The following is a 24847-nucleotide window of genomic DNA, read 5'->3' as shown; positions in this document are numbered from 1 at the left end:
GGGTGGGGTAGGGGACATGCGTCGATCGTGGTGAAAGCAAAGGCGGCAGTTTAGCCGATCCGTCGCGCGGACCTCAGCGGTTGGCGATGTTTCGATGTGCGCCGCGTTGCCGCGGCGGATGGTCAGCTAGCTGCCGATCCTGCGTGTCATTGTCACGAGCACGACAAAATCTCGACAGTGCTGCCGGCACATCCGCTACCTTTTACGGCATTCGGAAACAAGGAGAGGTGCATGTTCGAATCCGCCGAGATTGGCCATTCCATTGACAAGGAAACCTACGACAAGGAGGTTGCCGTCCTGCGCGAGGCCCTGCTCGAAGCCCAGTACGAGCTCAAGCAGCAGGCGCGCTTCCCGGTGATCATCCTGATCAATGGTATCGAGGGCGCCGGCAAGGGCGAGACGGTGAAGCTGCTCAACGAATGGATGGACCCGCGCCTGATCCAGGTGGAGAGCTTCCTCCTGCCCACCGACGAGGAACTCTCCCGCCCACCGCAGTGGCGCTTCTGGCGCAAGCTGCCGCCCAAGGGACGCATCGGCATCTTCTTCGGCAACTGGTACAGCCAGATGCTCTATTCGCGGGTGACCGGCGAGATCAAGGACAGCCAGCTGGACGGCCTGATCGGCGACGCCGAGCGCTTCGAACGCATGTATTCCGACGAAGGCGCGCTGATCTTCAAGTTCTGGTTCCACCTGTCCAAGAAGCAGCTCAAGGAGCGCCTCAAGACCCTGGAGAACGACCCGCAGCGCAGCTGGCAGCTCAGCGACCTGGATTGGAAGCAGAGCGAGGTCTACGACAAGTTCGTGCGCTACGGCGAGCGCGTGCTGCGCCGCACCAGCCGCGACTATGCGCCCTGGTACGTGGTCGAGGGCGCCGATGAGCGCTACCGCAGCCTGACGGTGGGCCGCACCATCCTCGAAGGCCTGCAGGCGGCGCTCAAGCGCGAGGGCCGCCCCACACCGCAACCCCATGCCGCGCCCCTGGTTTCCAGCCTGGACAACAAGGGGCTGCTCGGTGCGCTCGACCTGAGCCTGGCGCTGGACAAGGACCAGTACAAGGAGCAGATGGCCAAGGAGCAGGCGCGCCTGGCCACGTTGATGCGCGACAAGCGCTTCCGCAGCCATTCGCTGGTCGCCGTGTTCGAGGGCAACGACGCCGCCGGCAAGGGCGGGGCCATCCGCCGCGTGACCGACGCGCTGGACCCACGGCAGTACCACATTGTGCCGATCGCCGCGCCCACCGAGGAGGAACGCGCGCAGCCGTACCTGTGGCGCTTCTGGCGGCACATGCCGGCGCGCCGGCAGTTCACCATCTTCGACCGCTCCTGGTATGGCCGTGTACTGGTGGAACGGGTCGAGGGCTTCGCCTCGGACGCGGACTGGTTGCGCGCCTACGCGGAGATCAACGACTTCGAGGAGCAGCTGGTCAACTTCGGCATCGTGGTGGTGAAGTTCTGGCTGTCCATCGACCAGGAGACCCAGCTGGAGCGCTTCAAGGAGCGCGAGTCGATTCCGTTCAAGCGCTTCAAGATCACCGAGGAAGACTGGCGCAACCGTGACAAGTGGGATCTTTATGTGGACGCGGTGGGGGACATGGTCGACCGCACCAGCACCGAGATCGCGCCCTGGACGCTGGTGGAGGCCAATGACAAGCGGTTTGCCCGGGTGAAGGTGCTGCGCACCATCAACGATGCGCTGGAGGCGGCGTACGCGAAGAAGAAGGGCTGAGGGCATTCCGTAGGAGCGAGGGGGCGCCTGGTTCTTGCTCGCAAATAGATTTCCCGGCCGCATCGGTGTTGGGCGGTTCGCGAACAAGGATTGGGCGTCCCCCTCGGTCCTACAGGTCGGCGACATACCACGTCGCGAAGGATTTCGCGGACAAGGTCCGCTCCTACGGGGGCGTGCGCACCGCTCTGGCTCTGGATTTAAGGACTTCCAGAGAAATGTCCGCACACGCCGGAGCGCCCCTTCAGGAGGCCGAGTGGAATCGGAGTTTCAGGGGTTGAGCGGCATGGATGCCGCGAGAGCGTCGTTGGGCCATGGATGGCCCGTCGACGCGTGCCCCTGAAACTCCGATGGAGCGAGGGAACCCCGGCGAAGCCGGGGCCGGATGCAGGGGCAAGACCTTTGGTTACTTTCTGTCGTTTGAGAAAGTAACTCGCCCGAGAGGGCGAAACAAAATCTCTCAGCACACGCCGAAGCGGCGCAGAAATGCCCAACCCCAAGCATCGCGGACAAAGTCCGCTCCTACGCCCCATTCTTCTGCGACGGCCGCGGCGCCCCGATGAGGCGGCCCATGGCCCCGGCGATCCCCATCTCCCGCAATACCTTCAGCTCACCCTCGCTTTCCACCATCTCCGCGATCAGCGGCAGGTCGATGCTGTTGGCTGCACGGAACACCGCCTCGATGAACAGGCGCTTGTCGTTGTCCTGGTCGATGGCACGGATGTAGCTGCCGTCGATCTTCAGGTAGGCCAGGCCCAGGCGGGTGAGGTTGCCGATCAGGCTGAAACGGCCGCCGAAGTGCTGCAGGCCGACGCGGGAGCCGACTTCCTGCACGGACTGGGCGAGCTTCTCCAGCTCCGCCGGTGGCGGCAGGTAGCGTTCGTCCACTTCCAGGGTGATCAGCCGGGCTTCCTGGGGATGGGCGCGCAGCACCTCGAACAGCTGGCGCAGCGGTGCGGCGCCGCGCACGGTTTCCGCCGAGAGCGACAGCGCCAGCGGTGCCGGTTGCTGGGCGAGATGGGCGAGGGCGTGTTCGAGCATCGCCAGGTCAAAGCGCGCGGACCAGCCGAAGCGTTCGATCCAGGGCAGGAACTGGCCGGCGGCCACGGCTTCGCCTTGCGGGTCGAGCAGGCGGGCGAGGACTTTCTGGTGCAGCAGTTCGCCGCCTTCGGCGCAGGCGCGCACGGGTTGGAACCAGAGCTGCAGCTTGCCTTTCTGCAGGGCGTCGTCGAGCCAGTCGCGCCAGGCGTGGGAGTCCTGCGCCGGCTGGCTGCCGGAGCTGTCCAGGCGCTGCCAGGGGCGGTCCGGCGAGGCTTGCGACTGCGCCAGTGCCTGGTCGGCACGGGATAGCACGCTGGCCGGGGCTTCGCCGGGGCGGAAGGCCGACAGGCCCAGGTGCGCCACCGGCGTGCAGTCGCTGGCGCCAGTGCCGCGCAGGTTTTCCAGGGAGGCGCTGAGCTCGTCCGCCAGCTGCTCGGCGCTGGCGCTGTCCAGGCCGGGGGCGAGCAGGGTGAATTCACCGCCGCGGCTGCGCGCGGCCAGCCATTCCGGGGTGCCGTGGTGCTGGCGCACCCGTTCCAGCAGCTCGGCCACATCGCGGATCAATGCGTCGGTGCGTTGTCCGCCCAGGCGATGGTTGAGTCCGGCCAGGTCGTTCAGGCGCAGCAGCAGCAGGTAGCCGGCAGCGTTCTGTTCGCTGGGGGAGAGCTGCGCATCCAGGCGCGCATCGAACAGGCGGCGGTTGGCCAGGCCCGAGAGGCTGTCCTGGTAGGCCTCTTCGCGCAGCTTCTCGCTGCGCGAGGCTTCCTCGGCGAACAGCGCCTTGAGTTTGTCGACCATCTGGTTCATCGCCTGGACCACGCGTTTGAGCTCGGGGGTACGCGGCTCCTTGGGCAGGGTGAGGAATTCGCGGCGGGTGATGGCCTGGGCCTGCTGCACCATCTGGTCCAGCGGTTTCAGTTGGGTGCGCAGCAGCCAGCCGCCGAGGATGGCGCTGATCAGCCCGCACAGTACCAGCCAGGCCAGGCTGCCCAGTGCGCTGTCCCACAGCTTGGCCAGGGCGAACTGCGGATGGCTGACCACCTCGACCCGCGCGGCCTGTTCCCAGCCGCGCATGATCAGCGCGTCGCCGCCCTGGGCCTTGAGGTTCACCAGGCGGGCGAACCAGTGCGGCACCTGTTCGGACTGGGTGTCGGTGTCACGTTCGACGATGACCTTGCCGTCGGCGATGCTGACCACGCGGATGGTGGCGAAGTAGCCGGAGTCGAAGATCGAGCTGACCATCAGTTCGATCATCGCCGGGTCGTCCACGTGCGGCGTCAGCGACAGGCCCAGCGCGGTGGCAGCGTCCTGGGCGTGGGAGCGCAACTGGCTGATCATCTGCTCGCGGGAGCTCTCCAGGCTGGTGACGAAGCTGCCGGCGAAGGCCACCACGAGGAACAGGCAGATCGCCAGGAACAGTTGCTTGAGCAATGACATGCCGGGTTTCTCCTATCGCGTCTCGTCGAGGTCCAGGCCCTCGGCGCGCATCTTGGTCAACAGGTCCTGCCAGCGCGACAGCTTCTTGCTGTCGCCGGTGCGCTTGCCGCCGCCGGGGCCGGGCAACCACAGCCCTTCTGCGTTGAAGGCGTAGACGGGCAGGAGGTCCCTGCGCTGGGAGGCGGGCCTGATCTGCGGGATCAGGTTGTCCAGCACCAGCGGGTCGGCAGTGGGGGTGGGGTAATAGGTGAGCACCATGTGCGCCTGGTTCTGCTGCAGCGCCTTGACGTAGGTGATGCGCAGCTTGTCGCTGGCGACTCCGAGGCGGCGCAGGGTGACGTACTTGGCGATGGAGTAGTCCTCGCAGTCGCCGGCGCCCTTGTAGAGGGATTCCACGGGCGTCGCCCAGTAGTCCTCCTGGTGCCAGACGGTACGGTCGTCGGTGAACACCAGGGCGCCATTGAAGAAGGCGTTGACCGCCTTGAGCTTGGCTGCTTCGTCGAGGTTTTCGCTGTCGTCGATCAGCCGGCCCCAGGACTGGATGCGGGTTTTCGCGGTGCCCAGGTTGCCGTATTGCTGTTCGGCGTTCTGCAGGATGGTGTCGAAGTTCCAGGCGGCGCCGGCCGTCAGCGCGAGGAGCGCGAGCAGCAGTGCACCGGCCCGCAGACGCAGCGGGCTGGCGAACAGCCTAAGGGCTCCTCCGGTTGGCTGCATCGCCAGCGCTCCATGTGGGATGAATGGAGTCTAGGCGGTCCGTGGAAAGTTGCGCTGGCGTATTGCCAGTGAGTGGGGCTGCGCGGTCTAGTCCAGTCGACGAGTCTTGACCCGGAGCAGATAGATCGTCACCAGCGTCGCGCTGGTCAGCATGAAGCCCCAGGCCCACGGCCGCTGCACCAGGTAGCAGGAGAGGGCGATGCTGCTCCACATCAGGCCGATGGCGTAGACCTTGCCCTTGAGCGGAATACCTTCGCCGTCCAGGTAGTCACGGATCCAGGGGCCGAGCTTGGGGTGGTTCACCAGCCAGTCGTAGAAGCGCTGGGAGCTGCGCATGAAGCAGGCGGCGGCGAGCAGGAGGAAGGGCGTGGTGGGCAGCACCGGCAGGAAGATGCCGATCACGCCCAGCGCCACGCTGAGCCAGCCTACGCCGAGCAGGCAGTAGCGAACCCAGGCGTGGCGGCTCTGGCGGATTTCCCGTGACATGTTCAAACCTGAATCAGGAGCTCGCGAGCTAGCGCGAGACAAGGCGAAAATGGCCGAGGACGCGGAGTTTACACGCAGTAAATGAGCAGTCCTCGGCCATTTTCAACGCAGTATCGCCGACGCGCAGCAGCTACTGATCAGGTTTTAGTGGGTGCGCGGCTTCAGGAGCGCCGGCTTCTCTTCCGGGGCCTGGCACAGCAGGAACAGGTTGGTCAGCAGCTCGGGAATCTGCGCGACCATGTCGTCGACCAGCTGGCGGTCGCGGGCGATCTCGTCGAACTCGGGCTGTTCGTCGAACAGGCCGGAACCGACCATGATCGGCAGCAGCAGTTCGCTGACTTCTTCCTCGGCCTGCTCGAACCACACCGCTTCGCGCAGGAACACGCCTTCCATGAAGCCGATGCACCAGCCGCGGATGTCGGAGTCGTCCGGCTCGTCGCCCAGGTAGGGCTCGCACGGCAGTTCCAGTTCCTCGTCACCGGCCATCTGGCGGGTGATGTGCGCCTTGAGCTGGACCAGGGTGCCTTCGATCTCGGCACGTTCTTCGTCGCTGCGGTAGTGCGGCGGCTCGGCGAACAGGGCGTCGATCCACTCGCGCTCCGGCACTTCCTCCGGGCAGATCGCCAGGGCGGTCAGGTAGCCGTGTGCCGCCACGTAGTCCAAGGCTTCCTCGTGCAGGTCATCGGCATCGAGAAAGGCTTGCAGGCGGGACAATTGGTCGGCGAAGGACATCGGGTACTACCTCGGAGGTGATCGGCCCCAGATTGTAGACGTTCCGGGGCCTCGCGGCAAAAGCGAAATACCCGCGCGGCCTGTGCTGACGCGGGCTTCGGATACATGTGACGGATTTTTCCGCAGTTTCCCGGACAAGGTGCCGGTCGCGGGCGGACGGCTTGCGTATAATGCCCGGCTTCATTCGGAGTCCCCCATGCTCGACCAGGCCCAGCGCATCCTCAAAGACGTTTTCGGTTACGACGCCTTCCGTGGCAATCAGGCGCGGATCATCGAGCGCGTGGCCAGTGGCGGCGATGCCCTGGTGTTGATGCCCACCGGCGGCGGCAAGTCGCTGTGCTTCCAGGTCCCGGCGCTGCTGCGCGACGGCCTGACGGTGGTGGTTTCGCCGCTGATCGCGCTGATGGAGGACCAGGTCGCCACGCTGGACGAGCTGGGCGTGCCGGTGGCGGCGCTGAACTCCTCGCTCAGCCCCGACGCCCAGCGCGAGATCGCCGACCGTCTGCAGCGCGGCGAGATCAAGCTGCTTTACCTGGCCCCCGAACGCCTGGTGCAGCCGCGCATGCTGGCGTTCCTGCAGCGCCTGCAGATCGGCCTGTTCGCCATCGACGAAGCGCACTGCGTGTCGCAGTGGGGCCACGACTTCCGTCCCGAATACCTGCAGCTGGGCCAGCTCGCCGAGCTGTTCCCGGAGGTGCCGCGCATCGCCCTGACCGCCACGGCGGACATGCGCACCCGCGAGGAGATGATCCAGCGCCTGCACCTGCAGAACGCCGAGCAGTTCCTCTCCAGCTTCGACCGGCCGAACATCTTCTACCGCATCGTGCCCAAGGAGCAGCCGCGCAAGCAGCTGCTGGGCTTCCTCGCCGAGCGGCGCGGCGATGCGGGCATCGTCTACTGCATGTCGCGCAAGAAGGTCGAGGAGGTCGCCGAGTTCCTCTCCGCCCAGGGCTTCCCGGCGCTGCCGTACCACGCCGGGCTGTCCAACGACCTGCGCGCCTACCACCAGAAGCGCTTCCTCAACGAGGAAGGGCTGATCATGGTGGCCACCATCGCCTTCGGCATGGGCATCGACAAACCCAACGTGCGCTTCGTCGCCCACCTGGACCTGCCCAAGAGCCTGGAGGCGTACTACCAGGAAACCGGCCGCGCCGGCCGTGACGGCCTGCCCGCCGATGCCTGGATGGCCTACGGCCTGCAGGATGTATTGCTGCTGCGGCAGATGATGCAGAACTCCGAGGGCGACGAGCGCCACAAACGCGTCGAGCGGCACAAGCTCGAAGCTATGCTGGCGCTGTGCGAAGAGACCCGCTGCCGCCGCCAGGCGCTGCTGGCCTACTTCGACGAGGTGATGCCCAACCCGTGCGGTCATTGCGACATCTGCGTCGACGGCGTGGAAACCTGGGACGCCACGGAGCCTGCGCGCCAGGCGCTGTCGGCCATCTACCGCAGCGGCCAGCGCTACGGCGTCGGCCACCTGGTGGACATACTGCTGGGCAAGGACACCGAGAAGGTGCGTAGCGTCGGGCACCAGCACCTGGCGGTGTTCGGCATCGGCAAGTCCCGTGGCGAGGACGAGTGGCGCACGCTGTTCCGCCAACTGGTTGCCCGTGGCTTTGCCGATGTGGATGTCGACGGCTTCAACGGCCTGCGCCTGACCGAGGCCTGCCGTCCGCTGCTGCGCGGCGAAGAAACGCTGGCCCTGCGCCGCGATCCCAAGCCGCAGCGCAGCAAGTCGTCCTCCTCCGGTGGGGCCAGCCCGGCCAGCCAACTGGTGCGCCAGGAAGAGCGCGAGATGTGGGAAGCCCTGCGCACGCTGCGGCGCAAGCTGGCCGAGGAGCACTCGGTGCCGCCCTACGTCATCTTCCCCGACGCCACCCTGCTGGAAATGCTGCGTAGCCAGCCGACCACGCTTAGCGCCATGGCGCAGGTCAGCGGCGTGGGGGCGCGCAAGCTGGAGCGCTACGGCCAAGCCTTCCTCGATGTGCTCACCGAGTCGGACAAGGCACCGGACACCCCGGCCCCGGTCACCGACCTGCGCCACGAGTTGGTGACCCTGGCCCGCGCCGGCATGACCCCGGCACAGATCGCCCGCCAGCTCGATTGCAGCGAGAAGAACGTCTACAGCCTGCTGGCCGAGGCCATCGGCCGCCAGCAACTGACCCTGGAACAGGCGCTGGACCTGCCCGAGGAGCTGCTCGGCGAAGTGCAGGACGCCTTCCTCGACGAAGACGGCGAACTGCCGCCGGTGAGCGCCATCGCCGAGCTGTTCGAAGGTCGCGTGCCGCTGGGCGTGCTGCATTGCGTGCGCGCCGCGCTGCAGGCCGAACTCGAGGTCTGACCGGCTGGCGCTGATGTAGGAGCGGACTTCGTCCGCGATCGATTCACCGCCCACTCCGGCCTACCTGGGAGCGGGGCATAGCCATCGCGGACGGAGTCCGCTCCTACGGGGTGAACCTGAAGCGTCGAAGGAAATGGCCGTCAGTTTCGTGACGGGGCAAAACGACAAACTTGTGACGCGCGTCCCGAACGGCTATGGTGGCACTTAGACCTCCACGAGAAGAGGTGAGCGTGTCACAACAACAAAACTGGCTGGACGACGTCCACACCAATGCCTACGCCGAACAGCTCTCCCGGGGCTTTCGCCGCCTGCGTTTCGAACCCGACCTCGAAGTCCAATACCGCCACTATCTGCTCGAAGACAGCTTCGATCTCAAGCGCACCGCGCTGACCATCGGTGTGCTGATCTGGCTGGCTCTGGCGGTCATCGACTTTCTCCTCATCAGCGGCCCGGTGCATTGGCAGATGCTTGCCGTGCGCCTCGGCGTACTGGTACTGCTGGTGGCCTGCGGCGCATTGATCCTGCAGCGACGCCACACCCAGCTGCTGGTGCCTCTGAGCCTGGCCTGCATCCTCTGTATTGGCGTCGGTGCCGCCGCAGTGGTGGCTATCGCCCACTCGGTCGACCAGACCTATCCCTACGAGGGATTGCTGCTGGTCAGCATGGCCGCCTACTTCCTCATCGGCCTGCGCTTTTCCGAGGCGGTGGCCTGCGCCTTCGTCATCCTGCTGGCGTACGTGGGGGGCGAGCTGTATGTCGGGCTGCCACTGCCCAAGCTGATCAACAACGTGGTGTTCCTGCTGTTCGGCAACCTGGTCGGCGCGGTGGGGTGTTACCTGCTGGAGTACAAGTCCCGCCAGCATTTCCTGATCAGCCGCCTGCTGCGGGTGATGGCTGAGCACGACAGCCTCACCGGACTGCACAACCGGCGCAGCTTCAACCGCCAGCTGGAACGCCTGTGGCGCCAGGCGCAGCGCGAGAGCGTGGGGCTGGCGCTGCTGCTCTGCGACGTCGACCACTTCAAGGCCTACAACGACCGCTATGGCCACCAGGCCGGCGATACCGTGCTGCAGCGCATCGGCGAGGTGCTTGCGGCCTGCGCCCGGCGGCCGCTGGACATGGCCGTGCGCCTGGGCGGCGAGGAGTTCGCCGTGCTGCTCTACGGCGCCAGCGAGCGCGAGGCCAGGGATCGCGCCGAGGTGCTGCGCGAGGCGGTGCAGGGGCTGGGCATCGCCCACGAGGGTTCGCTGACGGCGAACGAGGTGACGTTGTCCATTGGTGTCTCCTGCCTGTGGCCGGAGACCGGGCATCCGCTGCGCAGCATCTATGAACATGCCGATCGGGCGCTGTACGAGGCGAAGGCGTTCGGGCGCAACCAGGTGGTGGCCTGATTCGTCGAGAGCTTATACGGGCGGCTCCTATCTCACGAATGAATCCGTGCTTGTGCTTCCCCCTCACCCCAGCCCTCTCCCTTAGGGATAGGGAGCAGACCGCGCCGGCTGACGCCACGGATTCATCCGGCGCCGAACGGTCCCCTCTCCCTCTGGGAGAGGGTTAGGGTGAGGGTTGATCCGGGCGCAGGGTCATCAAGCTGGATCTGCGTAGGCTGGCATGGCCCATTCCGTCCCTCGCACTGGCGCCGTGCGTGACTGCGGCGCCCGCAGGCCCGGTGCTAGCATTCGCCGGACCCCGCCACCGAGCCCGCGCCCATGCAGCAGCTGATCCAGCCCAACGGCCAACCGCACTACGGCATCTTTCCCACCACCCCGGCGACGATCAACTACCGCGACTTCGACTTCCGCTCGCCCATGGGCCGCCGTCTCGGCGCGCTGAGCAAATGGCGCAGCTTCCACCAGTTCCAGTACTTCGGCCTGATCAGCCCGACCCTGATCGGTGGTTGCGCCCTGGCCGATATCAGCCTGCTCACCGTCGGCTTCGTCTACCTCTACCATCCCGAAAGCGGGCGGATGATCGAGCGCCAGTTCAAGTGCCCGCTGGGCATGGGCGCGCACTTCTCGCAGAACCCTGACGATGGCGTTTGCGAACTGCGCCAGGGGCGCAACCGGCTGCGCCTGGAAAACGGCTCGTCGCCGCTGGAGAAGCGGCTGCTGGTGGAACTGGACGACGGCACCCGCATCGATGCGCGCTTCAGCGAGGAGCAGCCGGCCTTCGAGCCGATGAGCCTGTGCACGCCGACGGCGGCGAATGGCTGGGTGTACGCGCGCAAGGTGGCCGGCGTGCACTGCCACGGCGAGGTGCGCAGCGCCCTGGGCAACTACGACCTGCGCGAGCTGGATGCTTACGCCCATCATGACTGGTCCGCCGGCTACATGCGCCGCGAGACCTTCTGGAACTGGGCCTGCTTGTCCGGCGAGGCGCAGGGCCAGCGCGTCGGCCTGAACCTGTCGTGCGGGGTCAACGAGACCAGTTTCACCGAGAACTGCTACTGGCTGGACGGCAGGCTGGTGAAGGTGGACACGGTGCGCTTCGAGTTCGACCGCGACCATCCGCTGGGGCCCTGGACCATCCGCTCCTTCGATGGTCAGGTCGAGCTGCGCTTCGAGGCCCACGGCCTGCACCAGGAGCGTCTCAACCTCGGTGTGCTGGCGAGCAACTTCAAGCAGATATTCGGTCGCTTCAGTGGCGTGCTGCGGCCGGCGGGGCGGGCGGAGGTGCGTATCGACAACCTGTGGGGGTTCGTCGAGGACCAATATGCCAAGTGGTGAGGTGTTGCGTCACACCCTGCGACAATCTGTCATTGTACGGGCTTGATTAGCTGGCTAATAATTAGTCAAATCAACTTCGCTGAATCATCCCGATTCGTGACCTGAAAAACGCGACGCAATGGCAGACAACGATAAGCACTACTTCGGCACCCAACTGGCCCAGGCCTCCCGTGCATGGCGGGCTGAACTCGACCGCCGCCTCAGCCACCTGGGACTGTCCCAGGCGCGCTGGCTGGTGCTGCTGCACCTGGCACGCCACTCCGCCGCGCCCACCCAGCGCGAGCTCGCGCAATCGGTCGGTGTCGAAGGGCCGACCCTGGCCCGCCTGCTCGACGGCCTCGAAGCCCAGGGGCTGGTTCGCCGCCAGGCCGTGGCCGAGGACCGCCGCGCCAAGCGCATCGCCCTGACGCCCAAGGCTGACGTCCTGATCGCCGACATCGAGAGCATTGCCGCTGCGGTGCGCAATGAGGTGCTCAACGGCATCACCGAGGACGAGATTGCCCTCTGCCAGCAGGTGCTCAGCCGGATTCTTGGCAACCTCGAGAAAAACTGAGCTTCTCATCACATTAAATTCGGTAAGATAGCCATTTTTCTGGCGGTTTCTCGCGAGGTCGCCCGTTCAGCACTCGATTGCCCTGACCATTCGCCGGTTTTTCGACGATTTGTCTTGACCAAACCCGTTGTAGCACCTAATCCCTGATATCAATCGGCCTGTACCTTTCTGGTGCAGTGGTAGGGCGCGTGCGGTCTGTCATCCGGCATTACGTTCGAGTGCGGATAAGGTGATACCTGCCGCTTTCGGGTGGTCAGGGAACGGCTAGCAGACCCGAACAATGGGATGGGGTTATGGCACTAATAACAAATAGAATTCCGCTGACGCTCGCTGCGCTTTCGGTGTTTGTTTCTGCTCATGCGCATGCCCTGAGCCTGGGTGAAATCACCCTGCATTCATCGCTGAACCAGCCGCTGGATGCGGAGATCGCCCTGCTGCAGACGGGCGATATGACCTCCGATGAACTGATCGCTCGCCTGGCGAGCCAGGCCGACTTCGAGAAGGCTGGCGTCGATCGCTTCATGTTCCTGCAGAACCTGCGCTTCACTCCGGTGATCCGCAGCGGACGCGGCTACATCAAGGTGGTCTCCACCCAGCCGGTGCACGAGCCTTATCTGAATTTTCTGGTGGAAGTGGAGCGGCCCAACGGGCGCATGCTGCGCGAGTACACCGTGCTGCTCGATCCGCCGAGCTACAACAGCGCGCGGACGTCCGTCGCCGCCAGCATCCCGCTTCCCGAGCGTAACGCGCCTGAATCTTCCAGCCGACGTGCCGCCCCCGTTCGCAGTGCCCCTGCGGCGCCGCCCATTCCGGCAGGCGAAGGGCGCTACACCACCGTACGCAACGACACGCTGTGGCGGATCGCCTCGCGTCTCTCCGGTACCGGCGCCTCGCACAGCCAGCTGATGGACAGCATTCTCGCGCTCAATCCCCAGGCCTTCGTCAATGGCGATCCGCACCGCCTGAAGGTCGGGCAGACGCTGATCCTGCCGCAGGGGCAGCAGTACGCCGGGCATGGCAACGCTCCCGCGCCGCAGCCCACAACCCGCGCGCCTGCCACCGATTCCGCAGTACCGGCTGCACCGGGTGCCGCTCCGGCCGGCACGGCGACTGCCGCCACGCCGGCCGCCGCTGCGCCAGCTGCCGTTGCGCCGGTTGCACCGACGGTCGATGGCGGCCTGGCCAAGGTCGAAGCCGATCTCGCCCTGAGCAACGCCCAGCGCGACCAGTTGAACCAGCGCATGGACGCCATGCAGAAGCAGCTGGAGTCGCTGCAGAAAGCCCTGGAAAGCCGCGACCAGCAGGTGCAGAGCCTGCAGGCCGAACTGGCCCGCCGCGATGGAACGGCCACGCCGGCCGCTCCGGCCGCGCCCAAGGCTGAGCAGTCAGCTCCCGTGCCGGTCGTTGCCACTCCTGCCAGCGATGCCCTGGGCTCGTCGTTCAACTTCTGGCCGTGGCTGGGTGTGGGCGCGCTCGGTACCTTGCTGGCCGGACTCCTGCTGATGCGCCGCAAGCGTGAGGAACAGCCGCCGGTCAAGGACACCCGAGTCCAGCCAGTCCAACCCAAGCCCATCCCGCCGGCCAGGCCCGTGGCCGCCGCGGTAGTGCCGCCGGCGCCCGCTCCGGTCCAGCGCCCGCAGCCGGTGGCCGTGCCCGATGCCGGTGTGGCTCGCCTTCCGGCGGCCAGCGCGGACAGCCTGGAAGGGGCGGATATCTACATCGCTTATGGCCGTTTCAACCAGGCGCGCGACATGCTGCGCAAGGCTGTGGCCCAGGAGCCCGAGCGCCGCGAACTGCGCATGAAGCTGCTGCTGGTGTTCGCCGAGCTGGGCGACGTGGCGGGCTTCCATGAGCAGGAACGCGAGCTCATGGCGCAGGGGGCGGACCAGAAGCAGATCGACCAGATCAAGTCGCGTTACCCGGCGATGCTCGAACGTGCACAGGACGTCCCTCCGGCGCCGACGGGCGAAACCCTGACCGACTGGGACGACCTGTCGCTGGGTGAAACCCCCGCATCCACTGCAGGCGCCACCACCGCCGAGACGGACCCGGACTTCGCGCTGAATCTGAGCGACATGTCGCTGGACCTGGACTGGGACACCCTCGATCCCTTCGAGACGCCGCAGCGCAGCAAGAACGCGCCGGTAGCCGAGCAACCCGTTCCCGCCGATTTCCGCAGCAACCTGCGCGAGCTGCCGGAGATCACCGAGCTGGATCTGGATGGCGAGCATGCCAGCATGTTCGGGCAGGCCACGGAGACCGACCTGGTGTTCGACTTGCCGGACGACCTGCACGAGCATGACGAGCTGCTGGCCAGCCTCGACGAAGCCCGTGCCTGCATCGACAAGGGCAATCTGGAGGAGGCCTACCGCATCCTCAAGCAGGTGATCGAGAACGGCGACTCCAAGGCCAAGGCCGAGGCACGCGAGCTGTTGGCGCTGATTGCCTGATTCGCGTGGTGAATGAAAAAGCCCGGCTCTGTGCCGGGCTTTTTCATGGGAGCTGACCGGCTTTTCGTAGGAGCGGACCCTGTCCGCGAAGTGGCAGCCCCGCAGAAGAGCATCGCGGAGAAGCTCCGCTCCTACGAGAGTAGCCCAGGCTCGGCACCGACGATTGCGTGAGGTATGTCGGCGTACAACCGTGAACGGCTGTACGCCCTGCATGGGATGACGCGTCGTTAGAAATTCCGTCCCAGGTTGACGTACACCGCGTGCTCGCTGGCGCTGTTCAGGCCGTAGCTGAAGGACAGTGGCCCCAGCGGCGTCTCGAAGCCCATCAGCAGGCTGCCGGCATTGATGTAGCCGGTGTCGTAGCTGTTGTCGTTGTTCCAGACCCGGCCGCGCTCCAGGCTGCCGCCCAGGTAGAAGGGGAAGTCCAGTGGCAGGAAGGAGCGCTCGGTCATGCGCCGGTAGTAGATGACCCGGCCCAGGCTGTAATTCTGCCCGGCCAGGGCGTCCTGGCGGTAGCCGGAGAGCTGCCGGGCGCCGCCGAGCAGGAAGCTCGATTCCACCACGTTGGCGTCGTCGAGGGTGCGGCCGTAGCCACCGCCCAGCACGAAGGTGTCCGGGCCGCTGCTCATGGCCTTGTCCAGGCGGATGTCCCACTGCCGGTAGCGGTCGTCGTCGCCCAGCGAGGGGGTGTGCTCACGGAAGGACGTCTCGATGTTCTCGCCTTCACGGGGGAAGTCGACGTTGTCCATGGTGTCGAAGGAATACTGGAGCTGGGCATAGCCTTCGTTGAAGCGGTAATTGGGCAGCTCCTGCTCGCCCACGCGAACGTCGGCCTTGCCGTAGGCCTGGGCCACGCCGAAGCGGAATTCGCCGTTGTTGGCGATCTGCCGGCCAAGGTTGATGCCGTAGCCGTAGCGCTCCAGCCGGTATTCGGCGATGGGGTCGTTGTCGTCGGTCGCCTCGACGTTCTGTGCCTCGTTGAACAGGAAGGGTGCGACGAAGTAGCGCGAGCCCACGTCCAGCGGCTGGTAGAACTCGCTGTAGAGTTCCTGGTGGTCGCCGATCTGCAGGCGCGTCAGCCACTCCGCGCCGAGGCGGTTGATGCCGTTCATGCGGTAGCTGGCGCCGACGTTGAAGGTGCTGTCGCCGCGCAGGTCGTCGGAGAGGTTCAGCCCCAGGCGCAGGTAATCGGTACCGCCGCGCTTGCCGTAGGCGTGGATGACCAGGGCGTTGCCCTCCGGGCGGTGTACGACGCGGTATTGCACCTGGTCGAAGTAGTCCAGGCCGTAGAGCGTGCTCATGTCGCGCTGCAGGCGTTCAAGGTCCAGGCGTTCGCCCAGCGGTTGGCGGATGTAGTGGAGGATCACCTCGTCGCTGACCTTGGAGTTGTTCTCCACTTCGATGCGCGTGATCACCGGCTGGCGCTCGCCGGGCGTGCGCGCCTGGTTCAGCGCCAGGGCGTGCTCGTCCTCGCGATGGCCCAGGCTGGCCAGGCGCGGCGCGAGGATGCTGGTGGCGCGGTAGCCGGCGTCGATCAGTTGCGGCACCCTGCCGAAGTCCGTGGAGCTGTAGCCGCTGAGCGGCGGCTGGATCAGCACGTCGCTGGCGGTCAGGGTGGCCAGTTGGGCCTCGGAGTTCTTGCGGGTCATCAGGGTGACGGACTGGTTGAGCATGTCCACCACGGTGGTCAGTTGCTTGCGGTCCAGCAGCGGGTTGCCGATGTCGACCACGATCACCACGTCGACGCCCATCTGCCGGGCCACGTCCACCGGGATGTTGTCGACCATGCCGCCGTCCACCAGCAGCTTGCCGTTCACATCCACCGGCGCGAACACCGCCGGGATCGACATGCTGGCGCGGATCGCCTGGGGCAGGTGGCCCTTGCTGAACACGACCTTCTCGCCTGTGGATATGTCGGTGGCCACTGCACGGAAGGGGATGGCCAGCTTGTCGAAGTCGCGGGTGTCGCTGGTGTGCACCAGCAGGCTTTCCAGCAGCATCGACAGGTTCTGACCCTGGAGAGCGCCCAGCGGCAGGCCGAGGGTGCCGTCGTCGCGGAAGCTGAGTTTCTGCTTCACCAGGAAGTCGCGATCGTCCTGCTTGCGGCGGAAGGGCATGTCGACCCGTGGCGGGGCGTCGGAAAGGGCCTGTTGCCAGTCCAGGCCCAGGGCCAGCTTTTCCAGCTCATCGGGCGTGTAGCCCGCCGCGTAGAGCCCGCCGATCACCGCGCCCATGCTGGTGCCGGCGATGGCGTCGACGTGGATGCCCTGTTCGTCCAGCGCCTTGAGCACGCCGATATGCGCAAGGCCCCTGGCCGCGCCGCCGGAGAGCACCAGCCCGATCTTCGGCGGCGAGTTGGCCGCCAGGACGCCGAGGGGCAGGAGCAGGAGGAGGACGAACAGCAGGCGGCGCATGACAGAAGCATCCGGGTAAGCGTATGGGCCGGTATTATAGGTGCGCGTCCTACAGCCGAGTCTGATTCATGTCCGAAGCCAAAGCCGAAATCGTCATCACCTATTGCACCCAGTGCCAGTGGCTGCTGCGCGCCGCCTGGCTGGCGCAGGAACTGCTGAGCACCTTCGGCGACGATCTGGGCAAGGTCAGCCTGGTGCCGGGCACGGGGGGAGTTTTCCACATCACCTGCGACGGCGAGCAGATCTGGGAACGCAAGGCCGACGGCGGCTTCCCCGAGGCCAAGGTGCTCAAGCAACGGGTGCGCGACCGCATCGATCCGCAGCGCGACCTGGGCCACAACGACCGTTCCTGAACGCGGGAAAGTCATTTCGATAGCTGGCTAACTTCCTTGCTTCATGTCAACGGGGTACGTCCGTACCGCTCGTAGTCTGAAGGCATCCATTCTCCGCAAGGGATGCCTGACATGAGCATCATTGTCACGGGCGCCGCCGGATTCATCGGCAGCAATCTCGTCAAGGCGCTGAATGCGCGTGGCGAGACCGACATCATCGCGGTCGACGATCTGACCGATGGCGACAAGTTCGCCAACCTCGCCGACTGCGACATCAGCGACTACCTGGACAAGCGTGACTTCATCGAGCGCTTTGCCCGGGGCGACTTCGGCGTGGTGCGCGCATTGCTGCACCAGGGCGCCTGCTCCAGCACCGTTGAGCGCGACGGCCGCTACATGATGGACAACAACTACCGCTATAGCGTCGAGCTGCTGGAGGCCAGCCTGTCGCTGGGAGTGCCCTTTCTCTACGCCTCGTCGGCGGCGGTGTACGGCGGTGGCCACGAGTTCCGCGAGCTGCGTTCCTGCGAGCGGCCGCTGAACGTCTATGGCTATTCGAAATTCCTTTTCGACCAGCGGGTGCGCAGGGCGCTGCCGCAGGCGCGCAGCCAGGTTGCCGGCTTCCGTTACTTCAACGTCTACGGCCCGCGCGAGCAGCACAAGGGACGCATGGCCTCGGTGGCGTTCCACTGCTTCAACCAGTTCCGCGAGACGGGCAAGGTGACGCTGTTCGGCGAATATGGCGACTACCCGGCGGGCGGCCATCTGCGCGATTTCGTTTCGGTGGAGGACGTGGCCAGGGTCAACCTGCATTTCCTCGACCACCCCGAGCGTAGCGGCATCTTCAACCTGGGCAGTGGCCGTGCGCAGCCGTTCAATGATGTGGCGCTGGCGGTGATCAACACCCTGCGTGCGCAGCAGGACCTGCAGCCGCTGACCCTGGACGCGGCGGTTCGCGCCGGGTTGCTGGAATACTGCGCATTCCCCGATGAGCTACGTGGCAAGTACCAGTGCTACACCTGCGCCGATATCGCTCTTCTGCGCGAGGCGGGCTACCGCGAGCCGATGCTGGGCGTGGAGGAGGGCGTGGAGCGCTATTGCCGCGCGTTGCTGCAAGCGGCGTGAGGCGTCGTGCATGGCCGGTTTTACCCAGTCTTTACCCTGAGCTGACACTCAAGGACGGGTGAGCGCGCGATCATTGCACCCAGAGCGGCGGACATCGGTCCGCCCGAAACCGCGTCAACCGAGGCTTCTGGAACATGGGGGCCGACACCGGACAGGCCGCTTCGCAGGCTGTCATGCGAGGAATCCTTGGCAATCCCTCCCCGGGGCAAGGGTTCGCAATCCGCATGCTGCGAAGCGGCCTTTTTATTGCGCCGAAGATGGGATCTGCCTTTTTGTAGGAGCGAGCTTGCTCGCGAACAGCTCACGCTCCGCTGCCAAGAGGTTCGCGAGCAAGCTCGCTCCTACGAAAGCACTCCAGGCTCAGCCTCGGCACTGATGATTGTGTGAGGGATATCGGCGTACAACCGCGAACGGTTGTACGCCCTACGCGTCAGTGTGATCCGCGGGCGCTGAGGAAGGTGGCGAAGATGATCAACGCGCCGCCCGCCAGCATCCGCAGGCTCGGTGTCTCGCCGAACAGCACGGTGGCGAAGGCGATGCCGTAGACCGGCTCCAGGGCGAAGATCACCGCCGCCGTGCGCGCCTTGATCAGCCGCAGGCTGGCGACGAACAGGCTGTGGGCGACGCCGGTGCAGAGCACGCCCAACAGGATCAGCCACAGCCAGTCCATGCCGCGCACAGCGGGCAGTTCGACGAACACCAGCGGCAGCAGGCAGGCGATGATGGTCAGGTTCTGGCACAGCGCCGCCTGGATCGGGTCGATACCGCGCACGCTCACCCGGTTGGCCAGCGACAGCAGGGCGAACAACAGGCCGGAGACCGTGCCCCAGAGCAGCCCGGCGGTGGCGCCGTCGCGCAGGTCCAGGGTCGGGGTGACCATCACCAGGCCGATGCACACCAGCGCTACCACTCCGTACTCGCCCTTGCGGATACGTTCGCGGAACAGCAGCCCCTCCAGCAGCACGGTGAAGGCGGGGAAACTGGCGAAGCCAAGGGTGGCGACGGCGACGTTGCCGACCTTCACCGCGAGGAAGAAGGTCAGCCAGTGGGTGCACAGCAGTACGCCGCCGCCGACCAGCATGGCCACCTGTTTCAGCGTGGGCCTTTGCTGCTCGCGCAGGTGCTTGGCAAACACCGCAGCCAGTGACAGCGAGCCGAACAGTGCGCGGCCGAAGACGATGACCAGGGGACCGGCGAGGATGAGTTTGCCGAAGATGCCGGACAGCCCGAACATCAGGGCGCCGATGTGCAGGCCGATCAGGGCGCCGCGGGGAGTGAGTCGGGAAACGGAAATCATGCCTGCGAACCCGCCGACTGCCGTGGCGGGGCCTTGATGAATAGAGAAGAGGCGCGCCGGATCGGCCGGCCCGTGGTGAGGCGCAAGTCAGGCCAGCCGCGCGCCATTGGGCAGCGGCTTGTCGAAGCCGGCCAGCACCACCTTGTCGTCGCTGTCGTAGACGCCGGTGACCAGCACTTCCGAGCGCACCCCGGCGATGGATTTGGGCGCGAAGTTGCACACGCAGAGCACCTGGCGGCCGATCAGGTCTTCGATCGCGTAGTGCGCGGTGATCTGCGCGCTGGAGGTCTTCAGCCCCAGGGGGCCCAGGTCAACCTGGAGGATGTAGGCGGGCTTGCGCGCCTTCACGTTGGGTTCGGCCTGGACGATGGTGCCCACGCGCAGTTCGACGCGTTCGAAATCCTGCCATTCGATGGTGTCTGCCGACATCGCTGCTCTCTTTGTTCAGTTCGATGGCCGGCAGTCTAGGCCCTGGGCGCGCGGCTGTCTGTCGTGCGGCTAGCGGGAATTGTCGCGCGCCTCCTGGCGCAGCTGGCGCGCCGTGGTGCCGAACTGGCGCACCAGGGCGGCGGTGAAGGCGCTCTGCGAGGCATAACCGACCTGGGCGGCGATCTCTCCCACCGGCAGATGGGTGCTGCGCAACAGGTCGCGTGCCTGTTGCAGGCGGCGCTGGCGCACGTAATCCATCGGTGTCTGTCCGGTTTCGGCGAGGAAGCGGGCGTGGAAGCGCGCAGCGGAAAGGCCGGCGAGGCGCGCGAGATCGGCCACCTGCAGCGGGTGGGCGGCGTGGCGATCAATGTAGCTGTCGAGGCTGGCCAGCGGCAGTTGCGCCGGCTCCTCGATGCGCTGCTGGCCGGCGGCGAGGCTGGCCAGCAGCAGGATGGCGCCCTGGCGGGCCAGTACCGGGTCGTGCAGCGAGCTGCTGGCCAGCCAGTTGACCAGTTGCGCCTGGTCGCCATTCAGCAGGCGCTGGCCGGGAGTTTCCAGCAGGCGACGGCCGGCATCGGCATGCTGGCCAAGGCCTGCGAGCAGGTCGTCTTCGTCATCCAGGTCGACCACCAGACAGCGGCTGCCGTCGGGGCTGGCGCAGGCGTGGTGGGTTTCGCGCGGGACCACCGCGAAGCACTGCCGGGTCACCAGGCTGCCGCGTCCGCCCACCTCGAAGTCCAGGCTGCCGGAAAGGCCCAGCACCAGTTGCGCGTGGCTATGGCTATGGGCGAGGTGGTCGTGGCTGTAGTGGCGCAGGGAGAGGATCTGGCTCATCGGGGGCTGCTCATCCGGGACGCTGTCGGGCAGGCCGTCAGTCTAGCGCGGCGTGGGCTGTAACGGGACTGTCGCCAGTCGGTCATGTGCACTTCACCGCCAGCGCCGAAAATCGGACCAACCCCACTGGAGGTCGCCGACGATGAGCAGCGCGCAACGCATGACGCCGACGAAGAAACAACGGGTACGAACCCTGTGGATATCCGATGTCCACCTCGGCACCCGCGATTGCCAGGCCGAGCATCTGGCGGCTTTCCTCAAGCGCTACCACGCCGATCGCATCTACCTGGTCGGCGACATCATCGATGGCTGGAAGCTGCGCGGCGGCATGTACTGGCCGCAGGCGCATACCAACGTGATCCGCCGCCTGCTGACCATGAGCAAGCGTGGCACCGAGGTGATCTACGTCACCGGCAACCACGACGAATTCCTGCGTCGCTACTCCTCACTGCTGCTGGGCAATATCCGCCTGGTGGACGAGATCGAGCACACCACCGCCGACGGCCGCCGCCTGCTGGTGATCCACGGTGACCAGTTCGACGTGATCACCCGTTACCACAAGTGGCTGGCCTTCCTCGGCGATTCTGCCTACGAGTTCACCCTGACCCTGAACCGCTGGCTGAACCACTGGCGCAGCCGCTACGGCTATGGCTACTGGTCGCTGTCGGCGTACCTCAAGCACAAGGTGAAGACGGCGGTGAACTTCATCAGCGACTTCGAGGAGGCCATCGCCCACGAAGTGCACAAGCGCGGGCTCAACGGGGTGGTCTGCGGGCACATCCACCACGCGGAAATCCGCCAGGTCGGCGAGGTGGAGTACCTCAACTGTGGCGACTGGGTGGAGTCCTGCTCGGCGCTGATCGAGCACTGGGATGGCAGCATCCAGCTCTACCGGCTGGCCGAGGAGCAGGCGCAGGTCACCGCGCTTGCGGCGGTCGAGTCGGCGGCATGAGGCTGCTGATCGTCACCGATGCCTGGCTGCCGCAGGTCAACGGCGTGGTCACCAGCCTCGAGGCGCTGGTGACGGAGCTGGAAGGGTTGGGCCATACGATCGGCCTGATCACACCGCTGGATTTCCGTCACCGTCCGTGTCCGAGCTACCCGGAAATTCCGTTGGCCTGGGACCTGTGGAAGGTTGGCGGGAAGATCAGCGAGTTCGCCCCCGATTGCGTTCACCTCGCCACCGAAGGTCCGCTCGGCTGGGCCGCCCGGCGCTGGCTGATGCGCCGGGGCCTGAGATTCAGCAGCGCCATCCATACCCGCTTTCCCGAATACGTGAACACCCGCTGGCCCTGGTTGCCGCTTTCCTGGGGCTATGCCTTCCTGCGCCGCTTCCACACGCCCAGCCAGGCCGTGCTGGTGAGCAGCGAACGGATGCGCGGGGCCTTTGCCGAACAGGGGTTGCAGCGCCTGGCGTTGTGGCGCAAGGGTGTCGATCTTTCCCGCTTCCAGCCGGACGATGGGGCGCCGATGACAGAGCCGCTGTTCCTGTACGTGGGCCGCCTGGCGCGGGAGAAGAATCTCGAAGCCTTCCTCGATCTCGACCTGCCCGGAGTCAAGCGCGTGGTGGGCGACGGTCCGCAGCGGGCGGAGCTGCAAGCGCGTTATCCACAGGTGGAATTCCTCGGCTATCGCCACGGCGATGAACTGGCGGCGGCCTATCGCGGCGCCAGCGTGCTGGTGTTCCCCTCGCGGACCGATACCCTGGGGCTGGTGATGTACGAGGCGCTGGCCTGCGGCACGCCGGTGGCGGCGTTCCCGGTGGCGGGACCGCTGGACGTGCTGGAGGAGGGCGTGACCGGTGCGCTGGACGACAACCTGCGCAACGCCTGCCTGCGGGCGCTGGAAGTGGACCGCCAGGCCTGCGCGCTCTGGGCGCAGGGGCAATCCTGGCGGTCGTCGGCGCAGGAATTCCTTTCCTTGCAGGTACGCCTGACCCCGCTGCCGGTCAGCGAAGTACCGGCCTGCTGATCAGAACAGCTGGCGGTCGTGGTCCAGGCTCTGGTCCACCAGCCATTTGCCGTGGGCGATGGACGCGTGCTGGGCCTTTTCCAGGTCCGCCATGAAGGCGAATTCCACCGGCAGCGTCTTGCGCTTGGTGGTCTGGCCGTCGGGGCTGGTGATGTGGCAACCGCCGGCCCAGGGCGTGGGCAGGCCGGGGTGTTCAACGACATCGGCGGTGATGGTGTACTTGCGGTATTCGCATTGCATCAGGCTCATGGGTCGTCCTCCGGGCAAATCGCCACTGGCCCGGGCCGGGCGCGTGGCGGGCGGAATGGAGCCGGCTGGGGTTGCCGGCAAGCCTTTTCAATCCCCACCATAGACCAGTCGTTGGGCCCGTTTGCCGGATACCGACGAACGTGAATGTCACTGGCGCGGGCTTTTCCTGCGCCAATCTTCCCTTCCCGGGCGCTGCGCGCCAGACTGTCGGCCATGCCTATCCAGACCCTTGCCCGCCTCGCCGATGTGGATGCCCGTCAGTGGGATGCCCTGCTGCCGGACGACCAGCCGTTCCTGCGTCACGCCTTTCTTTCCGCGCTGGAGGAAAGCGGCAGCGTCGGCGGGCGCACCGGCTGGACGCCGGCCCATCGCGTCCTGTTCGGCGACGATGGCCGCCTGCTCGCCGCCGCGCCTGCCTACCTGAAGAGCCATTCCTACGGCGAGTACGTGTTCGACTGGAGCTGGGCCGACGCCTGCCAGCGCGCGGGCATTCGCTATTACCCCAAGCTGCTGCTTGGCGTTCCCTTCACCCCGGTGGGAGGCGCGCGTCTGCTCGGTGCGCCCGAGGCGGCGCTGAGCCTGGTCGGCGCGCTGGCGGGGGAGGTGGACGAGGCGCGCTGCTCCGGCGTGCACGTGAACTTCACCGATGTCGCCGCCGATGCGCTGCTGGGCGGTGCCGATGGCTGGATGGAGCGCCTGGGCTGCCAGTACCACTGGCTTAACCGGGGTTATCGGGACTTTTCGGACTTCCTCGATGCCTTGAGTTCGCGCAAGCGCAAGCAACTGCGCAAGGAACGGGAGCAGGTCGCGGGGCTGGGCATCGATTTCGTCTGGATGGAGGGGCGGGAGCTTTCCGAGGCGCACTGGGACTTCGTCTATGCCTGCTACAGCAGCACCTACGAAGTTCGTGGGCAGGCGCCCTACCTGACGCGGGCGTTCTTCAGCCTGCTCGGCGAGCGGATGCCGGAGGCCGTTCGCGTGGTCTTTGCCCATCGCGGCGGTCGTCCGGTGGCCATGGCCTTCAGCCTGGTCGGCGGCGACACGCTGTACGGCCGCTACTGGGGCTGCCTGGCGGAATTCGACCGGCTGCATTTCGAGACCTGCTTCTACCAGGGCCTCGATTACGCCATCGGCCATGGCCTGCAACGCTTCGACGCCGGAGCACAGGGCGAGCACAAGCTGATTCGCGGCTTCGAGCCGGTGATCACACGGTCCTGGCATCGCCTGGGCCATCCCGGATTGCGGGAGGCGGTGGCGGAGTTTCTGCAGCAGGAGCGCGCCGGCATTCTCGCCTACGCGGAAGAGGCGCGGGCGGCGCTGCCGTATCGGAAAGATAGCCCTTTGCAGGACTGAGGGTGACGCATCGCTCAGATGCTCGGCTGGATTCCTCCGCGATGGATTTCGTGGACAAGGGCCAGGCGCCCCGTCTCGCCTACAAGAGCGGAATGTATCCGTAGGAGAGGACTCCGTCCGCGATGCTGTGGCTCCTTGTAGGGCGAATAACGCACAGCGTTATCCGCCTTGATGGGTATCGCTTCGCTCCACACCATCCTACGAAAAAGCCAAAATCACCGGCGTGCGCAGAGTCCCGTCAGGAGGCCGAGTGGAGGTATTGCGCAGAGGGGCGAGCGGCATGGATGCCGCGAGAGGCGTAGAGGGCCAGGGATGGCCCTTCTACGCCGACCCTCGGAGCGATACCGGAGCGAGGGGACCCCGGCGAAGCCGGGGCCGGATGTCGGGACGAGCCCTTTTGGTTACTTTTCTGGCGTTTGAGAAAAGTGACTCGCCCGAGGGGGCGAAACAAAAGCTCCCAGCGCACGCTGAAGCGGCGCATGAACACCGAACAAGACGGCGGATAACGCCTTAAGCGTTATTCGCCCTACGAAGAGCAAGAGCATCGCGGACGAAGTCCGCTCCTACGCGGCGACAGAGCCTGTCAGTCAGGATCGCCCCCCGACCGCCACCACAGGCTCGCGGGGTTTGGCCAAGGCGGC

General features: G+C 66.1%; 20 protein-coding genes. 11 read left to right on the top strand and 9 right to left on the bottom strand.

The genetic code is table 11. The features are described from left to right. Positions 1 to 231: 231 nt before the first annotated feature. On the top strand, positions 232 to 1725 hold the full coding sequence (gene pap, locus J5M67_RS26470) for a polyphosphate:AMP phosphotransferase (RefSeq protein ID WP_207888393.1): 1494 nt from the start codon (positions 232 to 234) through the stop codon (positions 1723 to 1725). Between the two features lie 519 nt (positions 1726 to 2244). Here pap and lapD read toward each other — a convergent pair. The 4 genes from lapD to J5M67_RS26450 form a co-directional block, all read right to left on the bottom strand. Continuing rightward, complete coding sequence (gene lapD / locus J5M67_RS26465) at positions 2245 to 4200, bottom strand: cyclic di-GMP receptor LapD (RefSeq protein WP_207888392.1); 1956 nt, start codon at positions 4198 to 4200, stop codon at positions 2245 to 2247. Between the two features lie 12 nt (positions 4201 to 4212). Beyond that, on the bottom strand, positions 4213 to 4914 hold the full coding sequence (lapG, locus tag J5M67_RS26460; RefSeq protein WP_207888391.1) for a cysteine protease LapG: 702 nt from the start codon (positions 4912 to 4914) through the stop codon (positions 4213 to 4215). A gap of 87 nt (positions 4915 to 5001) precedes the next feature. Continuing rightward, a complete protein-coding gene (locus J5M67_RS26455; RefSeq protein ID WP_207888390.1) occupies positions 5002 to 5400 on the bottom strand; it encodes a YbaN family protein in 399 nt (132 codons plus the stop codon). A 144-nt stretch (positions 5401 to 5544) separates the two neighbouring features. Continuing rightward, positions 5545 to 6132, bottom strand: coding sequence for a YecA family protein (locus J5M67_RS26450; RefSeq protein WP_207888389.1), 588 nt, complete (start codon positions 6130 to 6132; stop codon positions 5545 to 5547). A gap of 196 nt (positions 6133 to 6328) precedes the next feature. On the opposite strand from J5M67_RS26450, the gene recQ reads away from it, so the two are divergent. From recQ to J5M67_RS26425, 5 genes are all read left to right on the top strand, one after another. Continuing rightward, complete coding sequence (gene recQ / locus J5M67_RS26445) at positions 6329 to 8473, top strand: DNA helicase RecQ (RefSeq protein WP_207888388.1); 2145 nt, start codon at positions 6329 to 6331, stop codon at positions 8471 to 8473. Between the two features lie 224 nt (positions 8474 to 8697). Continuing rightward, complete coding sequence (locus J5M67_RS26440; RefSeq protein WP_207888387.1) at positions 8698 to 9864, top strand: diguanylate cyclase; 1167 nt, start codon at positions 8698 to 8700, stop codon at positions 9862 to 9864. Positions 9865 to 10182: 318 nt separating this feature from the next. Beyond that, positions 10183 to 11199 carry a DUF2804 domain-containing protein gene (locus J5M67_RS26435; protein ID WP_207888386.1) on the top strand — a complete coding sequence of 339 codons (1017 nt, stop codon included), beginning with the start codon at positions 10183 to 10185 and terminating at the stop codon, positions 11197 to 11199. 118 nt (positions 11200 to 11317) lie between these two features. Continuing rightward, entirely contained in the window at positions 11318 to 11752 is a 435-nt protein-coding gene (gene slyA / locus J5M67_RS26430) for a transcriptional regulator SlyA (RefSeq protein WP_207888385.1), read from the top strand. Between the two features lie 341 nt (positions 11753 to 12093). After that, entirely contained in the window at positions 12094 to 14202 is a 2109-nt protein-coding gene (locus J5M67_RS26425) for a FimV/HubP family polar landmark protein (protein WP_368735955.1), read from the top strand. Between the two features lie 227 nt (positions 14203 to 14429). On the opposite strand, the gene J5M67_RS26420 is transcribed toward J5M67_RS26425, so the two are convergent. Beyond that, positions 14430 to 16616 carry a patatin-like phospholipase family protein gene (locus J5M67_RS26420; RefSeq protein ID WP_207888383.1) on the bottom strand — a complete coding sequence of 729 codons (2187 nt, stop codon included), beginning with the start codon at positions 16614 to 16616 and terminating at the stop codon, positions 14430 to 14432. A gap of 68 nt (positions 16617 to 16684) precedes the next feature. On the opposite strand from J5M67_RS26420, the gene J5M67_RS26415 reads away from it, so the two are divergent. Together J5M67_RS26415 and rfaD are read left to right on the top strand one after the other, a co-directional pair. Beyond that, positions 16685 to 16969, top strand: coding sequence for a SelT/SelW/SelH family protein (locus tag J5M67_RS26415; protein ID WP_207888382.1), 285 nt, complete (start codon positions 16685 to 16687; stop codon positions 16967 to 16969). Between the two features lie 111 nt (positions 16970 to 17080). Beyond that, entirely contained in the window at positions 17081 to 18073 is a 993-nt protein-coding gene (gene rfaD / locus J5M67_RS26410; RefSeq protein ID WP_207888381.1) for an ADP-glyceromanno-heptose 6-epimerase, read from the top strand. Between the two features lie 430 nt (positions 18074 to 18503). Here rfaD and J5M67_RS26405 read toward each other — a convergent pair whose 3' ends face one another. From J5M67_RS26405 to J5M67_RS26395, 3 genes are all read right to left on the bottom strand, one after another. Continuing rightward, positions 18504 to 19370 (bottom strand): DMT family transporter, encoded by an 867-nt coding sequence (locus J5M67_RS26405; RefSeq protein WP_207888380.1) that lies wholly within the window; start codon positions 19368 to 19370, stop codon positions 18504 to 18506. An 87-nt stretch (positions 19371 to 19457) separates the two neighbouring features. Then, positions 19458 to 19799 (bottom strand): tRNA-binding protein, encoded by a 342-nt coding sequence (locus J5M67_RS26400; protein WP_207888379.1) that lies wholly within the window; start codon positions 19797 to 19799, stop codon positions 19458 to 19460. A 69-nt stretch (positions 19800 to 19868) separates the two neighbouring features. Then, positions 19869 to 20633, bottom strand: a complete 765-nt coding sequence (locus tag J5M67_RS26395) for an AraC family transcriptional regulator (protein ID WP_207888378.1) — start codon at positions 20631 to 20633, stop codon at positions 19869 to 19871. Between the two features lie 142 nt (positions 20634 to 20775). Between J5M67_RS26395 and J5M67_RS26390 the strand changes: the two genes are divergently transcribed. Together J5M67_RS26390 and J5M67_RS26385 are read left to right on the top strand one after the other, a co-directional pair. Next, positions 20776 to 21585 (top strand): UDP-2,3-diacylglucosamine diphosphatase, encoded by an 810-nt coding sequence (locus J5M67_RS26390; RefSeq protein ID WP_207888377.1) that lies wholly within the window; start codon positions 20776 to 20778, stop codon positions 21583 to 21585. Beyond that, on the top strand, positions 21582 to 22604 hold the full coding sequence (locus J5M67_RS26385; RefSeq protein WP_207888376.1) for a glycosyltransferase family 1 protein: 1023 nt from the start codon (positions 21582 to 21584) through the stop codon (positions 22602 to 22604). The genes J5M67_RS26390 and J5M67_RS26385 overlap by 4 nt, the downstream gene beginning before the upstream one ends. Here J5M67_RS26385 and J5M67_RS26380 read toward each other — a convergent pair whose 3' ends face one another. Continuing rightward, the gene (locus J5M67_RS26380; protein WP_207888375.1) at positions 22605 to 22853 is read right to left on the bottom strand and encodes a hypothetical protein; all 249 of its coding nucleotides are present in this window, start codon (positions 22851 to 22853) and stop codon (positions 22605 to 22607) included. Between the two features lie 213 nt (positions 22854 to 23066). On the opposite strand from J5M67_RS26380, the gene J5M67_RS26375 reads away from it, so the two are divergent. Continuing rightward, positions 23067 to 24206 (top strand): GNAT family N-acetyltransferase, encoded by a 1140-nt coding sequence (locus J5M67_RS26375; RefSeq protein WP_207888374.1) that lies wholly within the window; start codon positions 23067 to 23069, stop codon positions 24204 to 24206. Positions 24207 to 24847 lie beyond the last annotated feature (641 nt).

It is taken from the genome of Pseudomonas sp. 30_B, from assembly GCF_017491605.1.
Lineage (GTDB): Bacteria > Pseudomonadota > Gammaproteobacteria > Pseudomonadales > Pseudomonadaceae > Pseudomonas.
Note: the sequence above shows the minus strand (reverse complement) of the source record. Positions and strands in the feature narration are given on the sequence as shown.